The 21,046-nt window shown below is 62.6% G+C and carries 28 protein-coding genes and 2 tRNA genes; 28 read left to right on the forward strand and 2 right to left on the reverse strand.

The features are described from left to right. Positions 1–4 precede the first annotated feature (4 nt). The 16 genes from FQU74_RS05890 to FQU74_RS05960 all read left to right on the forward strand — a co-directional run bounded on the left by FQU74_RS05890 (position 5) and on the right by FQU74_RS05960 (position 10,337). On the forward strand, positions 5–910 hold the full coding sequence (locus tag FQU74_RS05890; protein WP_146285483.1) for a hypothetical protein: 906 nt from the start codon (positions 5–7) through the stop codon (positions 908–910). Next, on the forward strand, positions 910–1,686 hold the full coding sequence (locus FQU74_RS05895) for a hypothetical protein (protein ID WP_146285484.1): 777 nt from the start codon (positions 910–912) through the stop codon (positions 1,684–1,686). Before FQU74_RS05890 ends, FQU74_RS05895 begins: the two co-directional genes overlap by 1 nt. A gap of 12 nt (positions 1,687–1,698) precedes the next feature. After that, positions 1,699–2,295, forward strand: coding sequence for a hypothetical protein (locus tag FQU74_RS19440; RefSeq protein ID WP_188781562.1), 597 nt, complete (start codon positions 1,699–1,701; stop codon positions 2,293–2,295). A gap of 48 nt (positions 2,296–2,343) precedes the next feature. Beyond that, a complete protein-coding gene (locus FQU74_RS05905) occupies positions 2,344–2,724 on the forward strand; it encodes a hypothetical protein (protein ID WP_146285485.1) in 381 nt (126 codons plus the stop codon). Then, positions 2,705–2,866 carry a hypothetical protein gene (locus FQU74_RS19260; protein ID WP_158635542.1) on the forward strand — a complete coding sequence of 54 codons (162 nt, stop codon included), beginning with the start codon at positions 2,705–2,707 and terminating at the stop codon, positions 2,864–2,866. The genes FQU74_RS05905 and FQU74_RS19260 overlap by 20 nt, the downstream gene beginning before the upstream one ends. 63 nt (positions 2,867–2,929) lie before the next feature. Then, positions 2,930–3,631 carry a peptidoglycan-binding protein gene (locus FQU74_RS19265; RefSeq protein ID WP_158635543.1) on the forward strand — a complete coding sequence of 234 codons (702 nt, stop codon included), beginning with the start codon at positions 2,930–2,932 and terminating at the stop codon, positions 3,629–3,631. Between the two features lie 11 nt (positions 3,632–3,642). Next, positions 3,643–3,978, forward strand: coding sequence for a hypothetical protein (locus FQU74_RS05915; protein WP_146285486.1), 336 nt, complete (start codon positions 3,643–3,645; stop codon positions 3,976–3,978). Between the two features lie 93 nt (positions 3,979–4,071). Then, positions 4,072–4,395, forward strand: a complete 324-nt coding sequence (locus FQU74_RS05920; RefSeq protein ID WP_146285487.1) for a hypothetical protein — start codon at positions 4,072–4,074, stop codon at positions 4,393–4,395. Beyond that, positions 4,392–4,619: a hypothetical protein gene (locus FQU74_RS05925; protein WP_146285488.1), complete on the forward strand. Its 228-nt coding sequence runs from the start codon at positions 4,392–4,394 to the stop codon at positions 4,617–4,619. Before FQU74_RS05920 ends, FQU74_RS05925 begins: the two co-directional genes overlap by 4 nt. Before the next feature lie 9 nt (positions 4,620–4,628). Then, entirely contained in the window at positions 4,629–5,159 is a 531-nt protein-coding gene (locus FQU74_RS05930; protein ID WP_146285489.1) for a hypothetical protein, read from the forward strand. Position 5,160: 1 nt separating this feature from the next. After that, a complete protein-coding gene (locus FQU74_RS05935) occupies positions 5,161–6,270 on the forward strand; it encodes a hypothetical protein (RefSeq protein ID WP_146285490.1) in 1,110 nt (369 codons plus the stop codon). A 1-nt stretch (position 6,271) separates the two neighbouring features. After that, the gene (locus FQU74_RS05940; protein ID WP_146285491.1) at positions 6,272–7,000 is read left to right on the forward strand and encodes a hypothetical protein; all 729 of its coding nucleotides are present in this window, start codon (positions 6,272–6,274) and stop codon (positions 6,998–7,000) included. A 917-nt stretch (positions 7,001–7,917) separates the two neighbouring features. Next, positions 7,918–8,760: a CatB-related O-acetyltransferase gene (locus FQU74_RS05945; RefSeq protein ID WP_146285492.1), complete on the forward strand. Its 843-nt coding sequence runs from the start codon at positions 7,918–7,920 to the stop codon at positions 8,758–8,760. 102 nt (positions 8,761–8,862) lie between these two features. Continuing rightward, positions 8,863–9,066, forward strand: a complete 204-nt coding sequence (locus FQU74_RS05950) for a hypothetical protein (RefSeq protein ID WP_146285493.1) — start codon at positions 8,863–8,865, stop codon at positions 9,064–9,066. Between the two features lie 128 nt (positions 9,067–9,194). Then, the gene (locus tag FQU74_RS05955; protein WP_146285494.1) at positions 9,195–9,938 is read left to right on the forward strand and encodes a sulfite exporter TauE/SafE family protein; all 744 of its coding nucleotides are present in this window, start codon (positions 9,195–9,197) and stop codon (positions 9,936–9,938) included. A gap of 325 nt (positions 9,939–10,263) precedes the next feature. Beyond that, positions 10,264–10,337: transfer RNA gene (locus FQU74_RS05960), tRNA-Cys, on the forward strand. A gap of 330 nt (positions 10,338–10,667) precedes the next feature. Here the strand turns inward: FQU74_RS05960 and FQU74_RS05965 are convergent. Then, a tRNA-Ser gene (locus FQU74_RS05965) sits at positions 10,668–10,757 on the reverse strand. Between the two features lie 223 nt (positions 10,758–10,980). Here FQU74_RS05965 and FQU74_RS05970 point away from each other — a divergent pair. The 8 genes from FQU74_RS05970 to FQU74_RS06005 all read left to right on the forward strand — a co-directional run bounded on the left by FQU74_RS05970 (position 10,981) and on the right by FQU74_RS06005 (position 17,717). Beyond that, positions 10,981–11,865 carry a DUF2059 domain-containing protein gene (locus FQU74_RS05970; protein WP_146285495.1) on the forward strand — a complete coding sequence of 295 codons (885 nt, stop codon included), beginning with the start codon at positions 10,981–10,983 and terminating at the stop codon, positions 11,863–11,865. Between the two features lie 216 nt (positions 11,866–12,081). Then, positions 12,082–12,489 (forward strand): 50S ribosomal protein L21, encoded by a 408-nt coding sequence (gene rplU, locus FQU74_RS05975; RefSeq protein ID WP_146285496.1) that lies wholly within the window; start codon positions 12,082–12,084, stop codon positions 12,487–12,489. Positions 12,490–12,502: 13 nt separating this feature from the next. Beyond that, complete coding sequence (rpmA, locus tag FQU74_RS05980; RefSeq protein ID WP_146285497.1) at positions 12,503–12,772, forward strand: 50S ribosomal protein L27; 270 nt, start codon at positions 12,503–12,505, stop codon at positions 12,770–12,772. 286 nt (positions 12,773–13,058) lie between these two features. Then, the gene (locus tag FQU74_RS05985; protein ID WP_146286223.1) at positions 13,059–13,595 is read left to right on the forward strand and encodes a GNAT family N-acetyltransferase; all 537 of its coding nucleotides are present in this window, start codon (positions 13,059–13,061) and stop codon (positions 13,593–13,595) included. Positions 13,596–13,649: 54 nt separating this feature from the next. After that, the gene (locus FQU74_RS05990; RefSeq protein WP_146285498.1) at positions 13,650–14,156 is read left to right on the forward strand and encodes a GNAT family N-acetyltransferase; all 507 of its coding nucleotides are present in this window, start codon (positions 13,650–13,652) and stop codon (positions 14,154–14,156) included. A gap of 94 nt (positions 14,157–14,250) precedes the next feature. Then, complete coding sequence (gene obgE, locus FQU74_RS05995; RefSeq protein ID WP_146285499.1) at positions 14,251–15,282, forward strand: GTPase ObgE; 1,032 nt, start codon at positions 14,251–14,253, stop codon at positions 15,280–15,282. Then, entirely contained in the window at positions 15,270–16,397 is a 1,128-nt protein-coding gene (gene proB, locus FQU74_RS06000; protein ID WP_146285500.1) for a glutamate 5-kinase, read from the forward strand. Before obgE ends, proB begins: the two co-directional genes overlap by 13 nt. Before the next feature lie 63 nt (positions 16,398–16,460). Then, positions 16,461–17,717 carry a glutamate-5-semialdehyde dehydrogenase gene (locus tag FQU74_RS06005; RefSeq protein WP_146285501.1) on the forward strand — a complete coding sequence of 419 codons (1,257 nt, stop codon included), beginning with the start codon at positions 16,461–16,463 and terminating at the stop codon, positions 17,715–17,717. Here the strand turns inward: FQU74_RS06005 and FQU74_RS06010 are convergent, their stop codons facing one another. Continuing rightward, the gene (locus FQU74_RS06010; protein WP_146285502.1) at positions 17,718–18,314 is read right to left on the reverse strand and encodes a histidine phosphotransferase family protein; all 597 of its coding nucleotides are present in this window, start codon (positions 18,312–18,314) and stop codon (positions 17,718–17,720) included. 33 nt (positions 18,315–18,347) lie between these two features. Between FQU74_RS06010 and FQU74_RS06015 the strand changes: the two genes are divergently transcribed. The 4 genes from FQU74_RS06015 to FQU74_RS06030 all read left to right on the forward strand — a co-directional run bounded on the left by FQU74_RS06015 (position 18,348) and on the right by FQU74_RS06030 (position 20,977). Continuing rightward, positions 18,348–18,533: a DUF3553 domain-containing protein gene (locus FQU74_RS06015; protein ID WP_146285503.1), complete on the forward strand. Its 186-nt coding sequence runs from the start codon at positions 18,348–18,350 to the stop codon at positions 18,531–18,533. A 79-nt stretch (positions 18,534–18,612) separates the two neighbouring features. Further along, positions 18,613–19,398 (forward strand): L-ornithine N(alpha)-acyltransferase, encoded by a 786-nt coding sequence (olsB, locus tag FQU74_RS06020; RefSeq protein WP_146285504.1) that lies wholly within the window; start codon positions 18,613–18,615, stop codon positions 19,396–19,398. After that, complete coding sequence (gene olsA / locus FQU74_RS06025; RefSeq protein ID WP_146285505.1) at positions 19,395–20,219, forward strand: lyso-ornithine lipid O-acyltransferase; 825 nt, start codon at positions 19,395–19,397, stop codon at positions 20,217–20,219. Before olsB ends, olsA begins: the two co-directional genes overlap by 4 nt. Positions 20,220–20,299: 80 nt before the next feature. Next, a complete protein-coding gene (locus FQU74_RS06030) occupies positions 20,300–20,977 on the forward strand; it encodes a GntR family transcriptional regulator (protein WP_146285506.1) in 678 nt (225 codons plus the stop codon). Positions 20,978–21,046 lie beyond the last annotated feature (69 nt).

Genomic DNA, 21,046 nt, shown 5'->3' on the forward strand with positions numbered 1-21,046 from the left:
GCCTATGAAGATGATTGCGCCGATCACCGTGACCGATGCGGTGATGGCATCGTCCAACGTGACTGAAAATGACTATCCCGTCTGGGCGTCAGGAACGACCTACGCCCTGGGCGCGCGGGTCATCATGACGTCGACGCACTCGATCTATGAGAGCGTACAGGCAAGCAATACCAACCACGACCCATCTGCTGACACGACGTCGACGTGGTGGGTGCGCGTCGGCGCAACCAATCGCTGGCGCGCATTTGACCAGAGAACGGGGCAATCGACGACGAGGGCCGGTACGATCGATGTTTCGCTGACATTGCCGTCGATTTGCACCGCCGTAGCGCTGGTCGGGCTGTCTGCTGGGTCTGTCCGTGTGCGCGTGTCTGATGCCGGTGCCGTGCAGATCTATGATCAGACAATCCAGCTGGTCGACAGATCGCCGATAACGTCGTTCTTCACCTACTTCACCTATGCGCCTGAGTACTCTGAGCGCGTCGTGTTCGAGGATATCCCCGGCTATACCGGTTACACGCTGCGCATCACCATAGACGCAGGTGTCGGCACGGCCGAGGTGGGTGAAATCGTCGTCGGCAAGAACAGCCTGTTTGGCAGGACGATAGCTGACACGGAAATTGGTTTTGAGGACATGAGTGTCCGGGAGCGGGATGCGTGGGGCAGCGTGTTCATCGTCGAGCGCGATGCCTACGATACCGTGACATTCAAGTTTGCGATCCCGGTCGGTGGAGAGGATCAGGTCAGGCGTGCGATCCGTGAGATACGCGCAAAGCCCGCCTTTTTCTATGCCGACGCCTCGCTGATGAATCGCGGACTGGCGGTCTACGGTCTCGCCAAGCCGCTGCGCATCCCCCTGAACTCCGGTGGCGTGTCATTTGCCACGCTCGAAACTGAGGAACTCATCTGATGCCATTGATCCTGCCAGTCGCGCCGGTGGCGCCGACGCTATCAAACCCCGCGACATTCGAGACCGATTGCTCCGCATTTCTCGCATGGATGAAGGATGTTCGGGATGATCTATCCGGCACAGTCATGGTGCCGGGGGATTTCGGCATCGGAGGCTCGGCGGTAAACCTCACCTCTGCCGAGACGTTTGCAGCAGCGGAGAACACGACGCATGTGCTCGGCAATGCCTCGGTCTCCAGCGTTCCGACAGACGCACCGACGAGTGGTAATGCGCACGTCGGGCTGTCGCTACGGTCAGCATCGGCGCGCGGCATGCAGATGCTGGCTTCTATAACCGGGGGATCCAAGGCGTTATTCTGGCGGGCCAAAGACACGACGTATTCGGCATGGGCCAAGGTCTACGACAGCCTCAATATCCTCGGCACGGTAAGCCAGTCGGGCGGCATCCCGACCGGGGCGATAATAGAGCGCGGCAGCAACGCGAACGGGGCCTATGTGCGTTTTGCTGACGGGACGCAGATTTGCCAATCCCCGGAGTACACCCACGATGCGACGACAGCGAGCGGGAACGTGTTCACGTCCGGTAGCCAGACCTGGACCTACCCTGCCGCATTCGCGTCAGGCACAGTTGTCTCCGCAGGCGGCGCCACAAATGATGTGCGCTGCTGGATTGCAGGAAACAGCGGTGGGAGTACCAGCTTTCTGTACGCCATCATGTCCTCGGTCAGCGTGTCCGCGCGCCAGGCCCGACTCTTCGCTTATGGCCGCTGGTACTAAGGAGACAACCACATGCGCATCCATTTCTCGCCCATCTTCGCCGATGGTTCGCTTTCGCTTGCCCGCGAGGGCGATACGCTTGTCATCGATGGCGAGGCCTTCGACTTCAGTCAGCTGGCCGAGGGCCATGTTTTGCCCCGTGCCGCGGTGTCCTGCGCCATGGTGGCGTCGGACGTCACGCGGCAGGATGGCCAGATCGTGCTGACGCTGCTTCTGCCTCACGGCTCCGATGCCGCCGAGGCCATCCGCTTCCCGGCGCCGGTTGATCTGGTCGAGGATGGCCCTGTCGACGCGCCGGGTCTGACCCAGCCGAACGAGGCCACGACGATCGGGGATATCGACTGGCAGCAGTCCTACAACCCCGGTGCGCCGGTCATCCCGGCCGAGGTGAGCCGATTTCAGGCGCGCGCAGCGCTGCACATCGCAGGGCTTCTGCCTTCGGTCGAGGCGGCTCTTGCTGCCGCCGACCCGCTGGCGCAGATCGCCTGGGCCGATGCGCAGGTGTTCCGCCGCGACAGTCCGACCATTGCCGCTCTTTCTGCGGCGATTGGCATGACCGAGGCGCAGATTGATGCCCTGTTCTTGGCGGCGGCGCAGATACAGGCCTGACACGCCGCCACCCTGACGACCATCCACCCGCCGCCGGCGGGTTTTTCTATGCGAAACACCGATACGAGCGGGGCAGCGGTGAGTGACTTCCAGACGATATTCAGTGAGCGCGGGCTGATCCTCGCGGTATTCGGGGCATTGGGCGGCGCGGTTCGATCCGCCGCCCTCAAGACGACCTGGCGCGAGGGGATGCGGGTCGTGTTCATCGGCAGCGTCACGGCCTTCTGTGTCGGGGCCTTCGGGCCGCAGCTGCTCAAGCCGTGGCTTGGGGAATTGCCCGAGAACGGCCCAAGCAGCGGTACCCTCGGGATGCTCTGCGCCTCTGCCTTCTTCGTCGGCCTGTTGGCCGTGACCATCATCGAGAGGCTCGCCTCGGGCAAGCCGATCCTTGCCAGGGAGGATGAACCGGATGAAGCAGCGGGAAAATGACACGCAGGGCGCGGCAAAGCCCATCCTGCGACGGCCCAAGGCCAGCCCCTGCGAAGACTTCTGGCACACGCTCGCGGTCGGGGTGCCGATCGCTGGCCTGCTGTTCCTGATCCTGCCCGGCCTCTTCGCCCACTTCTTCTGATCGGTCGATAGATCGACCCCTACGGCCCCGCCATCGTGCGGGGCTTTTTCATTGGAGACTGACATGCCCGACCTCGATCTGGGCCACACCCGGCTGATCATCGCGACAGCCGACCGGCTCGGCCTGTCCATTCAACAGACGGCCTATGTGCTGGCCACGTCCTTCTGGGAAACCAACCGGACGATGCAGCCCGTCGAAGAGGCCTTTTACCTCGGGGCCAAGGCCGAACGGTATAGGCAGGGTCTGCGCTATTACCCGTGGCATGGGCGCGGCTTCGTGCAGCTGACCTGGGAACGGAACTACATCCGCGCCGGGCAAGAGATCGGTGTCGATCTGATCACCGATCCGGATCGCGCCATGGATCCGCAGATCGCGGCCGAGGTGCTGGTGCGCGGATCGCGGGATGGTTGGTTCACCGGCAAGAAGCTCTCGCACTACATCGCCGCCGCCAAAGCCGACTATGTCAGCGCCCGGCGCATCATCAACGGCACCGATTGCGCCCGCCAGATCGCCGATATCGCGCTGGACTATGAAAACGCCCTGACGCCGGAGCCCGACTATCCCGCGATCCGCCGCGGCTCGCGTGGTGCGGCCGTGGCCTTGGCGCAGGGCCTGCTGGCCGCCCTCGGCTATGAAGTCACGCCTGATGGCATCTTTGGTGCCCGCACCGATGCAGCCATGCGCGCATTTCAGAAATCCGCTGGCCTGACGGCTGACGGCATCTGCGGTCCCAAGACCTGGGCCCCGCTTCTCCCTGAAGGCTGAAAGGAAACCCCATGAACGTCCTGCAATACCTCGACTCGGCGCTGGTCCTGCTTGCGCCGATGCTGACCGACTTGATCGCCGCAGGCCTCACGGCGCTGGTGGCGATCGTGCTCATGGCCGTGCGCCGCTATGTCGGCCTGCGCGCCGAGGCCATCCTGCGTGATGCGCTCAATCAGGCCATCACCACCGGCGCCGCACAGGCCCCTGCGTCTGCACCCATGGCTGAGGCGGCAAAGGCCGCTGTCGAATACGCCAAGCGATCGAGCCCGACCGCGATCAAGAAGCTCGGTGCGACTGAGGATGTGCTTCTCGACAAGGCCCGAGCGGCCATCAAGGCGTTGAAGTGACGCCCCGCCCAAACTGGCCTTCGGGCTGGTGGATCGCCCCTGCCTTGCTGGTGGGGGCGGTGATCTGGATCTGCATTCTGATGTGAGGGCGGCATGGCCGACGACGAGATCGAACTCAACAAAGGGTCGGACAAGAAATTCTCGATCGAATGGGAGGAAGAGGACGAGGCCGGCAACATCGGGCCGATGAACCTGACAGGCGGCATCGTCTCGATCTTCGACGCGCATACGGCACTGGATGGCCACCTGACTGCGACATTGGACCCGGACCCGACGACCGGGCTGATCCATTTCCGACTGAACTGGAACGCCGCCATGCCCAAGGGCCGGGTCATGTCGTTCCGGGCCAAGGTGACGTTCCCCGACGACGACAACTTTGACGAAACATCCCTGCCGATCTGGGTGCTGGTCAAATGAGTGATCGCGTCATCAAGGTTCTCACCCGCCCGGCACAGGTCCTGAAGGTTCAGACCCGCAAGGTCACGCTGAAGGTGTTGCAGCGTGGTGCGCGGGGTCCGGCTGGACGTGACAGCAACAGCACCGGCGGCGTCAGCGCCGAAACCGTCCAATCCATGATCGACGCGGAGGTCGGACCCACGGCGCCCGACCCGACCCTGATCTTTGACCAATACCTGATCTGAGGAAATCCCATGTCCCTTATTCAACGGATTACCGACCTCGCGCAGCGCGTGGCGGTCGAATGCAAGGCCCTGCGCACGCTGGTAAACGGCAATGCCGCCGATCTCTCTGCACTGACCACCACGGCGAAGGGCAACCTGGTGCTGGCGGTCAACGAGCTGAAGTCGGCGATCGATGCGCTGGTGGCGGGCGGCGGTGCCGCGATCAATGATGCGACCACAACAACCACGACCACCTGGTCCTCGTCCAAGATCGCGACCGAGATCGGTGATGAGATCGCGACCGCACTGGCTGCACTGACGTCTGGCGCCCCGGGCGCGCTCGATACGCTGGACGAGCTTGCGGCCGCCCTTGGCGACGATGCCAACTTCGCCTCGACCATCACCACGGCGCTTGGCAACCGCGTGCGTGTGGATGCGGCCCAATCACTGACCACCCCGCAACAGGTGCAGGCCCGGTCGAACATCGGGGCGCAGTCGGCGGCCGAGATCGGAGATCCGGAAACCAACTATGTGACCACCTTCAACGCCGGGCTGATCTGACATGGCGCTCGCAGACCGTGTGACGGCGCTCGCGGTCGCCATACGCGACAAGATCAATACGATGATGCCGCGTCTGCTGCCTTCGGGCGGCACGACCGGGCAGGTCTTGGCCAAGATCGACGGCGTGGCCTTCAACGTGTCGTGGCAGACGATCGCCGCAAGCGGGGCAACGATCACGGTCTTCACGGATCAAGCTCTGTTCGATGCCTACACGCCTGCGGCTGGTGAAATCGCGGTCCTCGATGGCGATGGCCTTCTGTATCTGACCCTGCCGACCGACAATGCCGCGCCTGCCACGCCCGTGGCGGATAACGTGACCATCTTCGGGGCGAAGGTCACGATTGCCCGCGACCTGCCGGCATGGAAGGATCCGGACGGGCGTGTCCACCAGATACAGGGCTGGCTCGGCAGTCGGCGGGTCGGGAAGATCGTGCCGATCGCGGCCAGCACCACGGTCGGCACCGTCGGGCTTGGCATCACGGCTACCGGCACCGCGACGGCGGCAGCGATCGCCGCGACGAACATCCACACGGCGACAAACCGCGTGAACTACCTGGTGACGACCGCCGCCACCTCTGCCGTCGCAGGTTGGCGGCAGGGCACGGCAAACCACTTCATCGGGGCGGCTGGCGCGCTGTTCGGCGGTTTCCACTACATTACCAAATTCGGGCGCCCCACGGGTGTTGCCGCTGTTGCCACCTTGCGCGGCTTCACCGGCTTTGCCGCGGCGACAGGTGCCCCGACTGATGCTGAACCTTCGGCCATCGTGTCCATGATCGGGGTCGGCTGCGATGCGGCCGATGCGAACTACCAGATCATGCACAATGACGGCAGCGGCGCAGCAACGAAGATCGACACCGGGTTCCCGAAGAACACGGCCGACGCCACTGAGATGTATGAGTTGCAGCTCTATGCGCCGCGCGGCCGGGGCGGTCGAGTCGACTATGTGTTCAAGCGCCTGTCGGACGGGGTCAGCGTGTCGGGTTCGATCACCACCAACCTGCCGACCGACACGACGATGCTGGCCCCGCGCGGCTGGTACTCGGTGGGCGGCACGTCCAGCGTGATCGGCTATTCGCTGGGCGACACCACCGTCGAGGGGGAGTGGTGACATGCCGAAGCTGAACCTGCGATCGGCCCTGCGCATCAAGCTGCCCGCTGGCGAGGTCAGGCAACTGAAGGGCGACGGCTTCGCGTGGCCTGAGGCCGGGGCTTCCGCGCCACCGGTTGGCCCTGCGGCGTGGTTCACCCCTGCCGATCCGATTCAGGTCACGCCATCCAGCCCGCCGCAGTTCTACAAAGGCACCTTCGCCTGGTCCTATCGCTATGCAGCTGGCCAGCTGGATGCGCCTCCGACGCTGCGCATGTTCTACACGGGGCAGGGCTGCACAGTCTTTGTGAACGGGCACAACGATGTGAGCGGGCGCAGCGTGGCGGCCAGCGGCTATTCATGGGGCTGGTCGCCCGCGACTTTCACCTTTGTCGGCCCAGATGTTCATCTGCTCTTTCCGGGCGGCACGAATAGCTTCGTCTTCGTCTTTGATACGGCCGGTGGGCTGTCAGGCGGTGCGACGGCGCAGGTCTGGCACAACGGCGTTCTGGTCATGCAATCGACTTCGGCCATGCCGGACTTCGCCATGTGGAACCTGTTCTTCATGGGCGACGAGAACGGGGTGAACCAGATCCCCGGCGAGACACAGGGCTACTGGTGGTCGAATGACACAGTGGTCGATCCCGCCACGGTCTTTGCTGAGCTGTTCGACGGGGCAAACGGTATGCTCGATCTGGTCGACACGACGATCGGGGGCGTGATGCCGGATGCTGTGCAGATCGGCCCGTGAGTACGGACGGTGTATGACGGCACGATCTCGGTGGGGGGAGCATCTGAACTGGTTCTGACCGCGCGAAGAGGATCCTATGCGTCGTTGTAGAGGCATTGATTGAGACCTTAGCAAGCAATGCGCCCACTTCATTGTTCAGCCTTTCAAGGGCGCAACCAAAAGTGGAGTTGACCTAACGTAATCCATGTGCACTCTACCGCGCGGTACGAAGGGCAGGTCGCGTCAGTAACCGGAGCGAATGAATGTTGTGTATGTTGGGTTGCGCCCTCGTTTGTTTGGGCGTTTTCATATTCTTGGCTGTGATCGCCGAGACAGTGTATGTGTGGTTCTGGTCATCCGATCACGAGTTGGGTCAGCGTGACCAAGATCGCGACAGAGTCCCTCGGCCAAATGTTCGTCGGTCAAAATCATGCAATGAAGCGAACGATAGTGGCGCGGGCGTCGGGAGTGCGCAAGTTGGAGACAGGGCTGTAGTCTCTGTATTTCGGCGCCCCCGCAAGTAACCCTGTTTGCATGCCGTCGCCCGCCCGGGATTACGAGGCATGAGCGCTGGTCGCTGTGCACAGGTGATGATGCTGTTGGGTGTGGCGGCAGCCGGATTCCGGGGTGGGTGGAAGCCGCCGCCGCCACTGGCCGAGCGGGAGCAGGGTGCCCAGCCTCTTTTCAGGATGGGTCCGTTGCTGCGCTAGGTCTAGTCTGGAATCGTCTTTCTTCTGACGCGAGGGCGACAATAGATCCGAGACAGTATCTGAGGCACGTGGGGCTAGAGTTGCAGGCCTGTTACGCGACTGACGTGGTGCCGGTGCCTTTCAGATGGGGCCGGGGTGAGATTGTAGCGGACAGCTAGATTGCTGCGGTGATGAGGGCCGTATAGGACAATTCGGAACAGCCTGCGAAGCGAAGGACACATCAGAATCATGCCCTTGGATGAGCACATTGTTTCGACCAGCGGGGGCGCCATTGCGTTCCGGAAAACCGAGGCAGTCGTTCGCGCGTTCCTGAAATTGAACATCTTCCTTGACGAGAACTTCACGCCAACAGCCACAGGAATGGTCCCAAAACCACCGACAAACGCGGTCGTCAGGATCGCAAAGACGGCGATCCTGGAGGAGTTCGCTCAGTTTGTCGGCGATAAGTACAATACACGAGGGGCGTTCAGCTACTGCCAGACATCGACATGGGATTTCACTTGCGGAAGATACTGCTCGATCGGTAGCAACCTTTCCGTCATGGGGGAGCGTCACCCCATGGAGTTCATCACAACATCCTCCATCACCTATTGTTTCCGCGAAGACTGGAACAAGCCGAGCTTCTTGCATGCTCATCGAACCTTGATGGGGGGCGAGTATAGCCCGCAGATCCCGGGACTGCCAAAGACTGGTCCTATTCCTGTACTTGGGCATGATGTCTGGATCGGTTCAGGGGTGACGCTCGCGCGCGGTATCCGGATCGGGAACGGCGCGATTGTTGCAGCCGGTGCCATCGTAACGAAAGACGTCCCGGATTATGCCATTGTCGGCGGAAATCCGGCGCGGATCATTCGAATGCGGTTTCCTGGGGAGATAATTGGCGGGCTGCTCGCAACCGCGTGGTGGGACTATCATCCATCAGTGCTTTGGACTTGTGACTTTAAGGACCCGAAAACGTTCCTTCAGCGCTTCGCCGATCTAAAGGAAAAAGGCGAGCTACTTGAGTGGTGTCCTAGACGGTTTAGCTGCGACGATCTGGTCGCGGCGATCAAGGCGGAGATTTCTGAGTAGCTCGACGGGGCAACGCCAGTGCCCGCTGCTCGAAATGAACTGGCGACGACCAGCGCTCGGGCCCACTGGTCTGCGCCATCCCACTTTGCTATGCCACGGCCCATGCAAATAACCATCGATCGCGAAGCCGGCACATTCACCCTGACCGGCAAGGTCTGGGCCAACACTTATCCGCTCGAGGAGTTGCCGAAGTGGCTGGAGTTCTACCGCCGACAGCGCGAGAGTTTCCCCAAGGCAGACGGGGCCTATGACGACATCATAGGTGTCTTGGAGCAGGGGATGAAGAGTTTGCAGCCATCGGCGTAGAGTATCTCAGCGACCCTTCGCGCCCTGACATCCTGCGCCGCGGTTCGACACAAAGAACGCATTGCTGCCCTTGGTCATTACCACGCGATGCGGCATAGCTTGGCCTATCACAACATGCCGGTGTCACCTTGGACAGCGAAACGCTTCTGCTCTCTACAGCATTTTTGATCACCGCCTTGGTCTATGCAGCGGTCGGGCAGGCCGGCGCATCCGGCTACATCGCCATCATGGGATTGGCGGGCTTTGGCCCGCTTGCCATGAAAACTACCGCGCTTTCCCTGAATCTGCTGGTTGCGGTTATCGGCACCATCCTCTTCCTGAGGTCGGGGCGGTTGTCATGGCGAAATGTCTGGCCCTTTGCCATTCTGGGCTTTCCCTTCTCGATGCTGGGGGGCGCAATTCACTTGCCTGAACGCGTCTATTTCCCGCTTGTCGGTGCGGTTCTGATCCTTTCGGCGTTACAGATGGCGCGCACAGCACTCTCGGTCAAAAGAACGGGGGCGGAGTCACCTGTTACGCCTCCTTTCACGGCCGCCCTCGCAACCGGGGCTGTGATCGGGTTCGTCTCAGGGACGACGGGGACCGGAGGCGGAGTGTTCCTCGCGCCGATCATCCTGACGATGCACTGGGGCACAGCTCGGCAGACCGCCACCACCACGGCGGTCTACAATCTCATGAATTCCTTCGCGGCGCTGGTCGGGTCCTATGCCGCTTGGGATCACATCCCGTCAATTCTTCCTGCGTGGCTGGTTGCCGTTGCGGTCGGCGGCACCATCGGTGCGTATATTGGCAGCCGCTATCTCTCTGAACGCTGGTTGCGTGGGATACTGTCGATCCTGCTGCTCCTGTCAGGTCTCAAGCTCCTCTGGTGACTGGCCGCTTCGCCCGCATCACCGTTGTTCGCCGGCGCGCTTCGCCGCGGATGGAGTGAACAGCCCGTTTCAGGACGTGCCCCAGTGGCAGTGAACGACGGTTTTGGGCTGCAGATAGCTAGACTTTTGGATGAGGCGTGCACGGGTTGGCCAGCTTGGCGCAGGCTGGCTAACGAAGCGCTCCTCAGTTCACTGAACCGGCAATGTCTTGAACAGATCGCGCGGAACGGAACGAGGCCAGAACGTGAATGTTGAGAGATATGTTGAGAGGCCCCCCTTGCGCTTTTCAACGCCTCGGTCTAAACGCCTGATACCTCGAAGGAACGGCGGGTTGGCGGAGAGGTTACGCAGCGGATTGCAAATCCGTGAAGACCGGTTCGATTCCGGTACCCGCCTCCAAGATCTCCTGAATCCGACCTACGCGGTTGCGGCTTCTGTCGATGGGCGGTCAGCCGACCAGTTGGAACTCTTGCATTGACTGTAGGCGCCCGGGCTCTGGTTCAGCTAGAGAAATGCGTTCGATTTGCACCTATTTTCTGCATGCACGCAAACTCGGGGCCGGGCAGGCGCCTGTGGCTCTCGGGGATTCAAGCTTGTGGCACCGAATTTAGTTCGATTGGCGTTATAGCACTGATTGCGCGTCCTAGCGCGATATAGCGATCAGTCTGGACACGATCAAAGGCGTCCCTGATCTTCGCCTTAGTTTCAGTATTTTCTGTTTGGGGTAAATGGCGGAGAGACAGGGATTCGAACCCTGGGTCGGCGCAAACCGACAACGGTTTTCGAGACCGCCGCATTCGACCACTCTGCCACCTCTCCGCGTCAGGGGTCGTCGTGAGGCGGGGATTTAGCGGAGGTTGTCGGGGGGCGCAAGCCCCACTTTCAAGGAATTTTCATCTTCGTGTAAATGCCTTGGAGGACGAATGCGTTTCTGCATGTAAAGTATGATGAATTCCCCGCGACCCGCAGGGGCGGAAACCTTGGCAAACCGGGTGCCTCCCATTAGGTTTCTCGCAGATGCGCTCCGGCCTGAGGATAGTGAATGCAGCGAATGAACTGGATCAACGCTATGGCGTTTGCCGTTGGGCTGGCCTCGGCGGGGCAGGGCGGTCTGGGTGTCGCGCCCGCCTCTGCCGAGACCACGGTCGAGCAGGCGGCGATTCTGCCCAAGGTGCAGGAACTGGTGGCGGCCATGCGCATCAGCGAACTTGCGCAAGTATTGCAGGCCGAAGGCGAAGCCTATGGTGGGCAGCTGAAAGAAGAGATGTTCCCTGATCGCAGCGGTTCTGACTGGTCTGCAATGGTGACGCGAATTTATCAGGCGGACGGGCTGACCGAGGAATTCACGCGCAGCCTTTCGGCGGAACTTTCCGACAAGCCAGAGGTTGCTGCGAAGGCGCAGGCCTTCTTTGCGTCACCCACCGGGCGCAAGATCATCGGGCTTGAGATCGAGGCGCGTCGTGCGATGCTTGATGATGCGACCGAGGAGGCTGCCAAGGAAGCCTTTGGCGCAATGGAGGCCAAGGGTGCCCCGCGTGTGGATGCGCTTCGCCGGTTCGTTGCTGCCAATGATCTGGTCGAGATGAACGTGATGGGCGCGCTGAATGCCAACCTTGCCTTCTACAAGGGTATGTCTCAGGGCGGTGCGTTCACCGAGGACATGACCGAGTCCGACATGCTGGCCGAGGTTTGGGCGCAGGAAGACCAGGTACGCCAAGAGACTGAGGACTGGCTCTGGCCCTATCTGGCGCTGGCCTACCAGCCGCTCTCGGACGAAGAGATGCAGGCCTATCAGGTATTCTCTGAAGCTCCCGAGGGGCGCGCCCTGAACGCGGCCCTTTTCGCGGCCTTCGATGCAAGTTTCGTGCGGATCAGCGGTGAGCTTGGCCGTGCGGTCGCGCTGATGGTGCAGGGTCAGGACATCTGATCCCTTGCCCCGTTCGGGACCCTTGTCGGCCGCTTGACAACCGGCAGGACTTCCCCGATAAGCGCGCATCCCTGAACAGGCTCCCTGAGTCTGTCCGGGGTATTTTCGTTTCAACCGTCCCCGATCGGGGGCGCGCTGTCCGAGGCGGGGCAACCCGAAAACACCGACCCGTTTGGGAAGGGGCCACAGGATGCGGTACCAAGGAAGGAAAGACCCATGTTTGCGGTCCTCAAAACCGGCGGCAAGCAATACAAGGTTCAGGCTGGCGACATCCTGCGCGTTGAAAAGCTTGCGGCTAATGCTGGCGACAAAGTCCAGTTCAACGAAATCCTGATGGTGGGTGGCGACAGCGTGACCGTCGGCGCGCCGACCGTTGCCGGCGCTGCTGTGCAGGCTGAGGTGATCGCCCAGATCAAGGGCGAGAAGGTCATCCACTACGTCAAGCGTCGCCGCAAGCACAGCTCGCAGCGCACCAAGGGCCATCGTCAACAGCTGACCCTGCTGCGCGTGACCGAGGTTCTGGCTTCGGGCGCTGACAAGTCGGGCGTGGCTCCGGCCGTCGGTACTGCCGATGCCCGTCGTGCGGCCCACAATGGCGGCGCTGCTGCCAAAGCTGCAGAATAAGGAGTAACACCCCATGGCACACAAGAAAGCAGGCGGCTCATCCCGCAACGGCCGTGACTCGGCCGGTCGTCGTCTGGGCGTGAAGCTCTATGGTGGCCAGGCCGCCATTCCGGGCAACATCATCGTCCGTCAGCGCGGCACCACCTGGTTCCCGGGTGAAGGCGTTGGCATGGGCACCGACCACACGATCTTTGCCACCGTCGAAGGCAAGGTGTCGTTCAAGAAGGGCCTGAAAGGGCGCACCTTCATTTCGGTCCTCCCGGTTGCGGAGGCGGCCGAGTAAGCCGAACCGTTACATTCAAGATGTAACAAGGGGGTCGGCCGAAAGGCCGGCCCCTTTCCTCATTTCCGCCGCCTTTCGTCGGCAGGGTGAGGAGTATTTCGCAAGGTTTGGAATCCCTGCCTTGCAGCCGCGCCTGCGGCATCCCAACTCAGAAAGAGGGTTGGGAAATATGTTGGATGTCTGGTGCGATTGTCGTGCCCGTCATGCGCTTCGAAGGAGGGAAGCGATGAAGTTGGATGTGATTGCGAAGGATCTGGATTTCGCCGGTGTTGCTGGCTTTGGACAGATGGTTGATGGTGTCATTCCCGCGGGCCGCTTTGTGCTGCGACCCGTCCGCAAATCCGATGCTGGCCTTTTTGCCATGTACGCGGGCGATCGCCGCGTGGCCGAGGCAACCCGATCCATCCCGCATCCGCTGCCGCCGGGCGCGGCAGAGAACTTTGTCACCCGTGCGATGTCCCCAAAGGGAACCGAGGACGTCTGGGTTCTGGACGGATCGACCCATGGTCTGGCCGAGGTGCTTGGCGTGATCTCGCTGAAGCGGATGGATGAGGAAAAGTTCAACCGCGACCAGTCCGAGATCGGCTACTGGGTGGCCCCGGCGTTCTGGAACACAGGCTTTGCGTCCGAGGCCGTGCGTGCGCTTGTCACCGCCAATCCGCAAAAGAACCGCACGATCTTTGCCGAGGTGTTTCAGGACAACCCCGGTTCGGCCCGTGTCCTGACCAATGCGGGCTTCCAGTACCTTGGCGATGCCGAGACGTTCAGCGTGGCGCGCAATTCCCGTGTGCCGACCTGGACCTACATCCGCAAGCTGGACTGATCCTTCGGCCTGTCGCATGAAGGGCGGCAGGCCACCTTTGCTTCCGGGACGGACATGATCATTCGCCACGCCACCGCCGCCGATGCGGCGGGCATTGCCGCGATCTATAATGACGCGGTGCGCCATACCACGGCCGTACTGGTCGATACCGAAGTCGACGCACAGAACCGCGCCGACTGGATGGCCGGGCGGCAGGCGCAGGGCTATCCGGTGCTCGTCGCGGTCGATGGCGCCGAGGTGATTGCCTATGCAAGCTACGGCGATTTCCGCCCTTCGGAGGGCTATCGCGGCACGGTCGAGAACTCCATCTACGTGGCCCCCGCCGCGCGTGGACAGGGGCTGGCGCCGCGCCTTCTGGGCGATCTGATCGCGCATGCCCGCGCGATCGGCAAGCATGTGATGGTCGCGGTCATCACCGCGGAAAACGATATCTCGATCCGGCTGCATGCGCGGGCGGGATTCGTCGGAACGGCCATTCTGCGCGAGGTCGGGCAGAAATTCGGCCGCTGGCACGACGTCGCGTTCATGGAATTGCGGCTGGACGACCGACCATCGCCCTAAATCCGGGCCGGGCCGCTGCCCGCGCTTGCACCCGGATCATTCCGGGGCTATCGCCAATTCTCAATCCTCTGCCGCTATCCGAAGGGGCCACCCCATGAAATTCCTCGATCTTGCCAAGGTCTATATCCGCTCGGGCGGCGGTGGCGGGGGGTGCGTCAGCTTCCGGCGCGAAAAGTTCATCGAGTTTGGCGGCCCGGACGGCGGTGACGGCGGCAATGGCGGCTCGGTCTGGGCCGAGGCGGTCGAGGGGCTGAACACGCTCATCGACTATCGCTACCAGCAACACTTCTTCGCCAAGTCCGGCCAGCCCGGCATGGGTAACCAGAAAACCGGCAAGTCGGGCGACGACATCGTGCTGAAGGTGCCTCTGGGCACCGAAATCATCGACGAGGATGAGGAAACCGTCATCGCCGACCTGACGGAGCCGGGCCAACGCGTATTGCTTGCCAAGGGCGGTAACGGCGGCTTTGGCAACCTGCACTTCAAATCCTCGACCAACCGCGCGCCTGCCCGCGCCAATCCGGGGCAAGAGGGTGTCGAACGCACCATCTGGCTCCGGCTGAAGCTGATTGCGGATGCGGGGCTTGTGGGGTTGCCCAACGCAGGAAAATCGACCTTCCTTGCAGCGGTCTCGAACGCGCGGCCCAAGGTGGCCGACTATCCCTTTACCACGCTGGTGCCGAACCTTGGTGTCGTAGGCATCGACGGGCACGAGTTCGTCATGGCCGATATTCCGGGTCTGATCGAGGGCGCATCCGATGGCCGTGGACTGGGCGACCAGTTCCTCGCGCATGTGGAGCGGTGCTCGGTCCTGTTGCACCTTGTGGATGGGACATCGTCGACGATCACCAAGGACTACCGCACGATTGTGGGCGAGCTTGAGGCCTATGCCGAGGAGCTGGCCGACAAGCCGCGGATCCTTGCGCTGAACAAGATCGATGCGCTTGACAAGAAAACGCTGGGCACCCGCAAACGGGCGCTGGAGAAGGCGAGCGGCGGCACGGTGCATCTGATTTCCGGCGCAACGGGCGAGGGGATCAAGGATGTCCTGCGCGCGCTTCATGCCGAGATCATGGAGGACCGCAAGGCGGCCGAGCCTGTGGAGGCCAAGTCGTGGCAACCCTGACGAACCTTTCCGCGCCCGATGTGCGCGCGGCCCGGCGGCTGGTCGTGAAGATCGGCTCGGCCCTTTTGGTTGATCGCGCCAAGGGTTTGAAGCAGGGCTGGCTTTCGGCGCTAGCGATGGATGTGGCCGAGGCCAAGGTCCGGGGATGCCAGGTGGTTCTGGTCTCCTCAGGCTCGATCGCATTGGGCCGGATCATCCTTGGCCTGCCTGAAGGGGCGCTGACGCTGGAGCAGTCACAAGCCGCCGCAGCGGTTGGCCAGATCCGTCTTGCGCGCGCCTATGAAGAGGTGCTGGCCCCCCATGGGATCATTACCGGGCAGGTTCTGGTCACGCTGGAAGATACCGAGGACCGCCGCCGTTACCTGAACAGCCGCGCCACGATGGAGACGCTGCTCGGGCTGGGCGTCGTGCCAATCGTGAACGAGAATGACACGGTCGCGACGGACGAGATCCGCTATGGCGATAACGACCGCCTTGCGGCACAGATCGCGGTGACCGCAGGGGCGGATCAGCTGATCCTGCTCTCTGACGTCGATGGCTTTTACTCGGCAAACCCCAAGGAGGACCCGACGGCCCAGCGGTTCGATCTGGTCCATACCATCACACCCGAGATCGAGGCGATGGCGGGAGATCCGATTTCGGGCCTGTCGAAGGGCGGGATGAAGACCAAGCTGATGGCCGCAAAGACGGCCGTCGCGGGGGGCTGTGCCATGGCGATCATGGAAGGCTCGGTCCTGCGGCCGCTCAAGGCACTGGCCGAGGGCGCGAACCGGACATGGTTCGTGCCGAAGGGGGACCCGCAGCAGGCCCGCAAGCTCTGGATCAACGCGATGAAGCCGCGCGGCGAGGTATGGCTCGATGCCGGTGCGGTGACGGCGCTGCAGGCAGGCAAGAGCCTGCTTCCGGCCGGTGTGGTTACGGTGTCGGGGCGCTTTGGCCGGGGCGATCCGGTTGCGATCCTCGGCCCCTCGGGCGAGGCGCTTGGCAAGGGGCTGATCCGCTACACGGCTGATGAGGCGCGGGCGATTGCAGGTCACCGGTCGGGCGATATCGCGGCGATCCTTGGCTATGCCGGGCGGGCCGCGCTGATCCATCGCGACGATATGGTGGTGTGAAGCAGATCGGGGGCTTTGCCCCCGAACCCCCAGGATATTTGGGAAAAGAAGAAAGGGCAGACGATGGAAGACGTGGGCAAGCTGATGCAGGAGATCGGGGCAAAAGCCCGCGAGGCTGCGGCGGAGCTCGCCTTCGCGCCATCTGATGTCAAGCGTGCGGCACTTCTGGCTGCGGCAGAGGCCGTGGAGGCGAATGTCGCGGCCATCCTCGCAGCGAACGAAAAGGATCTGGCCTACGGCGCCGAGAAGGGGCTGTCTCCGTCCATGATGGACCGGCTGACGCTGGATCAGGGGCGGATCGCGTCAATTGTGGATGGGCTGCGCTCGATCGCCGGGCAGCCCGATCCGGTCGGGCGGGTACTGGCCGAGTGGAACCGGCCCAACGGTCTGCATATCCAGCGCGTGGCCACACCCCTGGGCGTTGTGGGTGTCATCTATGAAAGTCGCCCGAATGTAACGGCAGACGCCGGCGCGCTGTGCCTGAAGGCCGGCAATGCGGTGATCCTGCGGGGGGGCAGCGAAAGCTTCCATTCCTCGATCGCGATCCATGCCTGCATGGTCGAGGGTCTGCGCAAGGCAGGCCTGCCCGAAGCTGCGATCCAGCTGGTGCCCACGCGCGACCGTGCGGCGGTATCTGCGATGCTGCAGGCGGTCGACTATATCGACGTCATCGTGCCGCGTGGCGGGAAGGGGCTGGTGGGCCTTGTGCAGCGCGAGGCACGGGTGCCGGTCTTTGCCCATCTTGAGGGGATCTGCCACGTCTATGCCGACCGGGACGCAGATCTGGAGAAGGCCCGCCGGGTGGTGCTGAACGCAAAGACCCGCCGGACCGGCATCTGCGGTTCGGCCGAATGTCTGCTCATTGATCGCGGGTTCTGGGACCGGCATGGGCCGGTTCTGGTCGAGGACCTGCTCAAGGCCGGGGTCGAGGTGCGCGCCGAGGGGGACATTCTGGCAGTGCCCGGCACCATTGCCGCGCAGCCGGATGACTTTGGACGCGAGTTCCTCGACATGATCATCGCGGCAAAGATCGTCGATGGTGTGGACGGTGCAATCGCCCATATCCGCCACTATGGGTCGAGCCATACCGAAAGCATTCTGACCGAGAATGATGCGACGGCTGCGCGGTTCTTCCAGCGGCTGGATAGCGCGATCCTGATGCGCAACGCCTCGACCCAGTTTGCCGATGGCGGTGAGTTCGGTATGGGCGCCGAGATCGGCATCGCGACCGGCAAGATGCATGCCCGTGGTCCCGTGGGGGCCGAGCAGCTGACCAGCTTCAAGTATCTGGTCACGGGCGACGGCACCTGCCGGGTGTGATCAGAAGGCTATGCGTATCTCGGTCGGGTTGAAGTCAAGCTTTGGCTGGCGGCCTTGATGGCGCAACGCGTCGCGCGCGAGGGCGAAGTGAACCTGCGCTGCACCAAGGAAGTTGTCGGCGCTGGATGCAGACAGCTGGCCCCACAGATCAGGGTCGACCTTTGTCTTTGCTGCGCGCGCGGTCATCGACCAGGCTAGGCCGGTGGCGGAAACCGTGATCTCTCCGCCATAGGGCAGGGCAGTCTCAAGGCACATCAGCAAAAGGAAGGCGAGTTTCACCTCAGGCCTTGGCAGATCGGCGGGGCCGTCCCAGTCGATCGCCAGCCGGGTTCCGCGCGTCAGATCGGCCAGAACCGAGGTGACCTCGGGCTGTCCGATCCGCTGGTCCGCGGCCGAAAGGCCGAACGCGATGCGGAAGAACCGGATGCGCGCATTCGCGCTGGCCACGCTTTCGGCAATCAGCGCAAGTTCCGGGCCCTGCGCCTCGGGTGACATCATCAGAAGTTCGACCCCATTGCCGATGGCGCCGATGGGGCTGATAAGGTCATGGCAGATTCGTGAGCCGATAAGGGCTGCGAGGTCGGGATGATCGGTCATGGTGCCACGGTCTGGAATGCGAAAGGATAACGGATGAGCCTGGGGTTGAACGCACTGCTGGAGCCGGGGATGCTGGTCCGGCACCCGCAAGAACCCGAATGGGGCCTGGGTCAGGTGCAGTCGAACATCGGCAACAGGATCACCGTGAACTTTGAACACTGCGGTAAGATTGTGATCGATGGGTCACAGGTCATGCTGATGCGGGTGTTCGATACCTGAGCGACGATAGGTTTGCCCAGGTTGCGATGCAACCCCAGATTGTGCAACACCACCCGCTGTGGCCCTTTTGGACGGATAGATGACGACGGAAGAACCCGCCTTCGACCTGCGCCTTGCGCGTGATGCCCGCGATCTGAAGGCCGCGCAGCGCCTGCGATATGAGGTGTTCGTGGGCGAGATGGGAAGCGATGGCCCGCTCGTGGACCATGCCGCGCGGCTTGAGCGGGACGAGTTTGACGACATTTGCGACCACCTTCTGCTGATCGATCGTGGTCGTGATCCGGCGGCGCTGGATGATGTGGTGGGCGTCTACCGGTTATTGCCCGGTGACCGACTGTCGGCCAGGCAGCGCTTCTATTCCGAGGGGGAGTTCGACCTCTCTGCCTTGCGCGGGTCGGGGCGGCGGTTGCTGGAACTGGGCCGGTCATGTGTGCATCCCGCGCACCGCGGAGGGGCCGCGATGATGCTGATGTGGAACCGGCTGGCCGATTATGTGCTGGACCGTGAGATCGAGTTGATGTTCGGAACAGCTTCGTTTCCGGGCACCGATGTTGCGGCGCTGGCGCAGCCGCTGTCCTATCTGTGGCAGAACCATCTAGCGCCCGAGGGCCTGCGTGCCCATGCCCTGCCACCGGGGCGAGCCGAGATGAATGTACTGCCCGCAGGTCAGGTGGACCGGCGCGCGGCGATGCAGGCGACGCCAGCGCTGATCAAGGCCTATCTGCGGCTCGGCGGTTTCGTGGGGGACGGGGCCTTTGTCGATCAGGCCTTCAATACGACCGATGTTCTTCTGGTCATGGATACCGAACGCATGTCGATGAAGCACCGCGATTTCTACATCCGCCGTCACGGAGAGGGCGCATGACCCGCTGGCAGGACGCACGGATGGAGGTGCCACGCATCGGACCGCTTGGCTGGGTGTTGGCTGGGTTGCGCGGTCTTGCCATCGTGCTGGTCACCTATGGCGGGCTGGTCGTGTTTCTGCTGCTTCGGCTGCTGGAATGGCCGATCCATGGGTTGCAGCGTCCGTGGTCATCCTGGATCACGCAAGGTGTCTGCCGCGCGACGATCGCGATCATGGGATTTGTCTATGTGCGGCGTGGGCGTCCGATGCAGGGGCAAGGCGCCATCGTCGCAAACCACGCGGGCTGGATCGACATCTTCTCGCTGAACGCGGCGGACCGGGTGTATTTTGTCTCGAAGGATGATGTCTCGGACTGGCCTGCGATCGGATTTCTGGCGCGCATCACTGGCACGATGTTCATCACCCGCAAGAGCACCGAGGCCAAGCGCCAGCAGGAAATGATGGAAGAGCGCCTGCGCGCAGGCCATCGGCTGTTGTTCTTCCCCGAGGGCACCTCGACCGATACGCTGCATGTGCTGCCGTTCAAGACACCGCTCTTTCAGGCGTTCTACACCCATGGAATGGATCGTGTTCTGCATATCCAGCCTGTGACCGTAGTCTATCATGCGCCGCCGGGCCGCGATGCGCGCTATTACGGATGGTGGGCGGACATGAGCTTTGCCGCCCATTTCCTTCAGGTTCTGGCAACGCCGCGGCAGGGGCGTATCGAGGTGATCTTCCACCCCGAGGTGCCGGTTGACGGCTTTCCCGGACGCAAGGAACTTGCCGCCTATTGTGAACGGGTGATACGCACCGCTCATCCTTTGGCCGAGCGGAACTGACCGCTGGGCGGGCCATTGCCGAGGGGACTTGATCAAATCCGCCGCATCCCCCTATGGTCGGCATAGCCCGAGAGGAACGCATGGACGACACCACAGCAGCGCAGGCAGAGGCACGCAAGGTGCCCACCCACGAGATCACCTATCTGCGCCTGCGCGATATGGTGCTCTATGGCGTTCTGGCGCCCGGTCAGCCTGTGACGATTCAGGGTCTGATCCGGGATCTGGATGCCGGGATGACCCCGGTGCGCGAGGCGATCCGGCGGCTGACCGCAGAAGGCGCGCTGGTCCTTCACGACAACCGCCGCGTCTCGGTTCCACGGATGACGCCTGCGCTTCTGGATCAACTTGTCCATGTGCGCGAGGCGGTCGAGCCGAAACTGGCCGAACTCGCCTGCCCGCATGTGACGCCGGAACTGCTGGAGCGGCTGATAGAGATCGACCACGGGATCGAACCCGCGATCCGCGATGCCGATGTCCAGACCTATCTGCGACTGAACCATGCCTTCCACTTTGCGCTCTACGAGGCGGCCGGGGCGACGGTTCTGGAAGACATCGCGCGGTCAATCTGGTTGCGCTTTGGTCCTTCGCTGCGGGTTATCCTTGCGCGGTACATCAATTCGGGCCTGCCCGACCGTCATGCCGAGGCGCTGGATGCCATGCGGGCGGGGGATGCGCAGGCGCTGGCCACGGCCATCCGCGAGGATATCGCACAGGGGATCGACCAGGTGCGCGCCTCGCTGGCTGAAGGCGATCTTTAATTTGATCAAATTCTTGCGTCTTGCCTGAGAACCGCCTAAGATGGTGGCAAGGGTGTCGAATCCGCGTCG

Source organism: Gemmobacter aquaticus, assembly GCF_007859075.1.
Classification (GTDB): domain Bacteria; phylum Pseudomonadota; class Alphaproteobacteria; order Rhodobacterales; family Rhodobacteraceae; genus Gemmobacter; species Gemmobacter aquaticus.